This is a genomic window from Spirulina sp. CS-785/01 (assembly GCF_028330525.1).
GTDB lineage: Bacteria > Cyanobacteriota > Cyanobacteriia > Cyanobacteriales > Spirulinaceae > JAQMSD01.
The window spans coordinates 1-5,228 of the sequence record NZ_JAQMSD010000196.1 but is presented as its reverse complement, the minus strand read 5'-3'; the positions used below and the strand labels follow the sequence as shown (position 1 = coordinate 5,228).

Annotated in this window: 5 protein-coding genes; 4 read left to right on the top strand and 1 reads right to left on the bottom strand. The window is 47.1% G+C overall.

Annotated features, from left to right (window positions below; all coding sequences use genetic code 11):
* Positions 1 to 199: 199 nt before the first annotated feature.
* Positions 200 to 925, bottom strand: coding sequence for a 6-phosphogluconolactonase (gene pgl, locus PN462_RS12830; RefSeq protein ID WP_272128663.1), 726 nt, complete (start codon positions 923 to 925; stop codon positions 200 to 202).
* A 230-nt stretch (positions 926 to 1,155) separates the two neighbouring features.
* Here pgl and hpsJ-B point away from each other — a divergent pair, with 230 nt between their 5' ends.
* The 4 genes from hpsJ-B to accA all read left to right on the top strand — a co-directional run bounded on the left by hpsJ-B (position 1,156) and on the right by accA (position 5,181).
* Entirely contained in the window at positions 1,156 to 1,905 is a 750-nt protein-coding gene (gene hpsJ-B / locus PN462_RS12825; protein WP_272128661.1) for a hormogonium polysaccharide biosynthesis protein HpsJ, read from the top strand.
* A 174-nt stretch (positions 1,906 to 2,079) separates the two neighbouring features.
* Positions 2,080 to 2,955, top strand: a complete 876-nt coding sequence (locus PN462_RS12820; RefSeq protein ID WP_272128659.1) for a glycosyltransferase family 2 protein — start codon at positions 2,080 to 2,082, stop codon at positions 2,953 to 2,955.
* Between the two features lie 72 nt (positions 2,956 to 3,027).
* Complete coding sequence (locus tag PN462_RS12815) at positions 3,028 to 4,044, top strand: long-chain acyl-[acyl-carrier-protein] reductase (RefSeq protein ID WP_272128658.1); 1,017 nt, start codon at positions 3,028 to 3,030, stop codon at positions 4,042 to 4,044.
* A 168-nt stretch (positions 4,045 to 4,212) separates the two neighbouring features.
* Positions 4,213 to 5,181 carry an acetyl-CoA carboxylase carboxyl transferase subunit alpha gene (gene accA / locus PN462_RS12810; RefSeq protein ID WP_272128657.1) on the top strand — a complete coding sequence of 323 codons (969 nt, stop codon included), beginning with the start codon at positions 4,213 to 4,215 and terminating at the stop codon, positions 5,179 to 5,181.
* The last annotated feature ends 47 nt before the right edge of the window (positions 5,182 to 5,228 follow it).

The following is a 5,228-nucleotide window of genomic DNA, read 5'->3' as shown; positions in this document are numbered from 1 at the left end:
TTCTTGGTTTAATATGTTCGATTTCTAGAGGAACATTTTAGGGTTTGATGGCTTAGGAAACGGAGTCCATGAAGGACAGAGACTGGTCAGCTACTTGAAGGAAGGCACGAAGCCTCTTCCTTCAAGGAAGAGGTGCTGACAGTAATTTTTGACTACCTACCACACTTGATCCGTTAATTGCGGACAGCACGGGAAACATTTAAGACTTTTCAAGACCTTGGCCCGCCGCCTCATCTAATAACCACCAGCATTCCCCTTGGGGTTGAATAAAACGGGAGGGATAGGCAATATTATCCCCCGACTCCGCAAAGACTTGTTGGAGGGCATTTTGTTTATTTGCTCCTGCGACGAGGAATAGGACACAACGCGCTTGGTTGAGGAGAGGAATGGTAAAGGTGAGTCGCGGTTGTCCATCTTTATTGCCCACTGCTACTAAGCGATCGCAAACCTGTAAAACCTCCGTATGGGGAAACAGCGACGCAGTATGGCCATCATCCCCCATCCCTAACAAAATCACATCCAAAGCCGGAAGATCACGGGGGCCCCCTTGGAAAAAGTTTTGTAATTCTTGATTATGTTGATCCGCATCCGCTTGGGGGTTTCCGGCCTGGGTTGGCATGGGGTGGATATTGGTTTCTGGGAAATTCACCCGATCTAACCAGGCTTCTCTCGCCATTTTGTAATTACTATCGGGATGATCATGGGGGACATAGCGTTCATCCCCCCAAAACACATGAATTTTGTCCCAAGGGAGGTCTTGAGTGGCTAAAGCTTCATAGAGAGGTTTGGGGGTACTGCCTCCCGCTAGGGCAATGGTACAGCGTTGATAGGCTGCGATCGCTGCCTCAATCCGTTCCACCACCAACTCACAAGCACGATGGACTAAACTCCCTTTATCGGCTAAAATCTCGACTTTCCGTTCCATTTCCACGCCTCTCTCAACAATAAGTAACTGTCCCCATCTTAATCAAGGGAGGAACAAGGAAAATTTGCAACTTAACTTCATGTAACCGTTCACCTTTCCAGTTGTGAGTTAAGATCAGCGAGTGCAACTGCCTCAGACAGTTGCTTGGCCCAATGCCAAAAAGTATTAGGCAAAAAAGCAAATAGGTCAGACAATCAATAGAGATGAACTCGCTAGGTAAGATAAACACAATGAATAACCCTGCTTTTTCTGGATTTGCGTCCTTAGCTCTGAAAGTGGTCGGATTAATCCTAATCGTCTCCTCAATCGTGGATTATATTATTCTGGCCATTCCCTTTAACCCCCTTGACCAAGATTGGCAAATCTCCTTTACCAATCAATTTGTCGATCGCGGGATTATTCCCATGGTAGGCATTGGCTTCATTATCGCAGGGTACTGGATTGGTTCAGCCATTGGGGATAGCAATGGTAAAATTTCCCTCAGCGACCTAAGATTCTGGTCTTTTCTCTTTGCCAGTGTATTAGGACTGATCTTTCTCTTGCTCGTTCCTCTACATCTGAGCAACTTAAACCGAGCCAGGTATGAAGCCTTACAACAAATTGAACAGCAAGTCTCCCAAGCAGAGTCCCAAATTCAATCCCAGTTTGAACAAGTGAATCAACTCCTACAAGACAATACGCGACTCGAACAGTTAAACCAAGCCATTGAAGGTGGCGAAGTAGAAGGAGCGCAACTCGAACAGTTGAGACAAATTCGGGAAAACATCACTCAATTACAGGGAAACCCCCAGGCCCTAGCCGAACGACGGGAAGAAGCCCAAACCCAACTCGTTGAACGTCGTCAAGAAGCTGAAAGACAAGCCAGAACCAATGCTCTCAAATCGGGGATTCGCATTGGGGTGAGTAGTTTCTTATTAGCAGTAGGTTATATTATTATCGGTTGGCTTGGCTTCCGCAGTTTAGCGGGAGGAAGTCGTTAAACTTCCCCTAAAGCGACAAGTGAGGATATCTTGCAAATGGGCTGCAAGTCATCAGGGGTGAGAAGAACATCTCGACTTGCAGTTTTGTGCGCTTCAATCCAACCAGATGTTCATAAATCCTGTATTCGAGTAAAACAGGTTTGGGTTCCGGGATATTTCAACGCCACCTAAAATATGTTTTCTGTCTATATCCTGACTTATAACGAAGAAATCGAGATTGCGGCCTGTATTGAATCCGTTTTGGACTTGTGCGACGAGATTATTGTAGTGGATTCTTTTAGCCGCGATCGCACCGTAGAAATTGCCCGTCAATACAACCAAGTGCAAGTCGTACAGCACGAGTTTGAAAGTCATGGCCAACAGCGCACTTGGATGCTACGAGAACTCCCCACTCAACACGAGTGGGTTTATATTCTCGAAGCAGACGAACGCATGACTCCAGAACTCTTTACCGAATGCTGTCAAGCCCAACAATCAGACCACTATATCGGCTATTATGTCGCCGAACGGGTCATGTTTATGAATCGCTGGATTCGTCGCTGTACCCAATATCCCCGCTATCAAATGCGGCTTTTCCGTAAAGATAAAGTTTGGTTCACCGACTACGGCCACACGGAACGGGAAGTGTGTGACGGGCCCACCGGGTTTCTCAAAGAAACCTATCCTCACTACACCAGTGGCAAAGGGTTTAGTCGTTGGTTAGATAAACACAACCGTTACTCCACCGACGAGGCCAAAGAAACAGTACGACAACTCCAAGAAGGGAAAGTTAACTGGAAAAACTTATTTTGGGGGAGTTCCGAAGTAGAAAGACGACGCGCTTTGAAAGATTTATCCCTCCGTCTCCCTTTCCGGCCCCTCTTACGGTTTATCTATATGTATTTCCTGCTAGGCGGTTTCCTCGATGGCCGGGCAGGTTGGACCTGGTGCATCCTCCAATCCTTCTACGAGTATTTTATCTTGCTCAAAGTCTGGGAATTACGGTACAACCCCCCCTCCTCCCATAACGCCGAAAAGCCTGTATCTTCGGTTCGATCTTCCCAACCTTGATTTTTGCTAATATGCTTAAAAAGTCTTAATATTCTCTTAAAACTGCCTTATTCCTAGGTCATAAAGTCATCCATGTTTGGTCTTATCGGTCATCTCACTAGCCTTGAACACGCCCAAGAAGTCGCCCACGAACTCGGTTATCCCGAATACGGCGACCAAGGGTTAGACTTTTGGTGTGCTGCACCACCGCAAGTGGTGGATCATATCAAAGTTACCAGTGCCACAGGACAACAAATTGAAGGAAAATATGTCGAGTCCTGTTTTCTCCCTGAAATGCTCTCACAACGGCGCATTAAAGCCGCCATTCGCAAAATCCTCAACGCCATGGCCTGCGCTCAGAAAAATGACCTGCATATCACGGCCTTGGGCGGATTTTCGTCAATTATTTTTGAGAATTTTAATCTTAAAGATAATAAACAGGTTCGCAATGTCGAGTTAGATTTTTCGCGCTTCACTACCGGAAATACTCACACAGCCTATATTATTTGTCAGCAAGTGGAACAAGCGGCTCAACAAATGGGCATTGACTTGACACAGGCCACAGTTGCTGTCTGTGGGGCAACGGGAGATATTGGTAGTGGGGTGTGTCGTTGGTTAGATCAGAAAACCGATGTCCAAGATTTATTATTAATTGCCCGTAACCAAGACCGACTACAAGCTCTACAAGGAGAGTTGGGACGGGGTAAAATTTTAGGCTTAGAGGAGGCGTTACCCTTGGCGGATATTGTCGTTTGGGTGGCAAGTATGCCGCGAGGGGTGAATATTAGTGCCATTCCTCTGAAACAGCCTAGTTTGTTGATTGATGGCGGTTATCCTAAGAATTTGGACTCTCAGATCAGCCAGGAGGGAGTTCACGTCCTCAAGGGGGGCATTGTGGAGCATTCTCTGGAGATTGATTGGCGAATTATGGAAATTGTCAAGATGGAAGCTCCCAACCATCAGTTATTTGCCTGTTTTGCAGAGGCGATGTTACTGGAGTTTGAACAGTTACGCACTAATTTTTCTTGGGGCCGCAATTTAATTACGGTGGACAAAATGGCTCAAATCGGCGCAGCGTCTGTTAAGCACGGGTTTCGTCCTTTGTTATAGGTGGGGTAATGGGTAATGAGTAATGGGTAATCGGTAATCGGTAATCGGTAATCGGTAGGATTCCCTGTTAGCGTTTGTTTTCTTGACTTATCAATCCCCAATCCTCAATCCTCAATCCTCAATCCCCAATCCTCAATCCTCAATCACCAATCACCAATCACCAAAACTATGTCCAAACCACGCTCATTTTTACTAGATTTTGAAAAACCGCTTTGTGAATTAGAGTCTCGGATTGAACAAATTCGGGAGTTGGCACAGGAAAATAATGTTGATGTCTCCGATCAAATTGCGGAGTTAGAGGAGAAGGCGGAACAGTTGCGCCAAGAGATTTTTAGTAGTTTAACGCCTGCGCAACGGTTACAGTTAGCTCGCCATCCCCGTCGCCCTTCGACGTTGGATTATATTCAGGCGATGAGTGAGGAATGGTTTGAGTTACATGGCGATCGCCATAGTAGTGATGATCCGGCCTTAGTCGGCGGGGTGGCGCGTCTTGACGGGATTCCGGTGGTGATGTTGGGCCATCAAAAAGGCCGGGATACGAAGGATAATGTGGCCCGGAATTTTGGTATGGCTTCCCCTGGGGGGTATCGGAAGGCCATTCGCTTGATGGAACACGCAAATCGCTTTGGGATGCCGATTTTAACGTTTATTGATACCCCTGGAGCTTGGGCTGGGGTAGAGGCGGAAAAACAAGGCCAAGGGGAGGCGATCGCCTTTAATCTGCGCGAAATGTTTTCTTTTGATGTTCCTATTCTCTCCACTGTCATTGGTGAAGGGGGATCAGGGGGAGCATTAGGGATTGGAGTCGGCGATCGCATCCTCATGTTTGAACACGCTGTTTACACCGTCGCCACCCCAGAAGCCTGTGCCGCCATTCTCTGGAAAGATGCCAGCAAATCCGGCCAAGCGGCTTCGGCCTTGAAGATCACCGCTTGGGATTTAAAAGAGTTAGGCATTCTCGATCAAATTTTACCCGAACCTTCCAGAGGGGCCCACGCTGATCCCTTAGCGGCGGCGGGAGTCCTGAAAACGGTGTTAAAAGAGAACTTAGAGGAGTTAATGCAGTTAACCCCCGGCCAACGGAAAGAGCGACGGTATCAAAAATATCGCGCGATCGGTCAATTCCAAGCCGCTTAGGTCAATTAACAATTAACAATGGGGAGATGGGGGAGATGGAGGAGATG

Excerpts from the sequence above, each read along its gene's own strand:
- pgl (WP_272128663.1), bottom strand. The coding sequence starts at position 925 with ATGGAACGGAAAGTCGAGATTTTAGCCGATAAAGGGAGTTTAGTCCAT.
- PN462_RS12815 (WP_272128658.1), top strand. The coding sequence starts at position 3,028 with ATGTTTGGTCTTATCGGTCATCTCACTAGCCTTGAACACGCCCAAGAA.
- hpsJ-B (WP_272128661.1), top strand. The coding sequence starts at position 1,156 with ATGAATAACCCTGCTTTTTCTGGATTTGCGTCCTTAGCTCTGAAAGTG.
- PN462_RS12820 (WP_272128659.1), top strand. The coding sequence starts at position 2,080 with ATGTTTTCTGTCTATATCCTGACTTATAACGAAGAAATCGAGATTGCG.
- accA (WP_272128657.1), top strand. The coding sequence starts at position 4,213 with ATGTCCAAACCACGCTCATTTTTACTAGATTTTGAAAAACCGCTTTGT.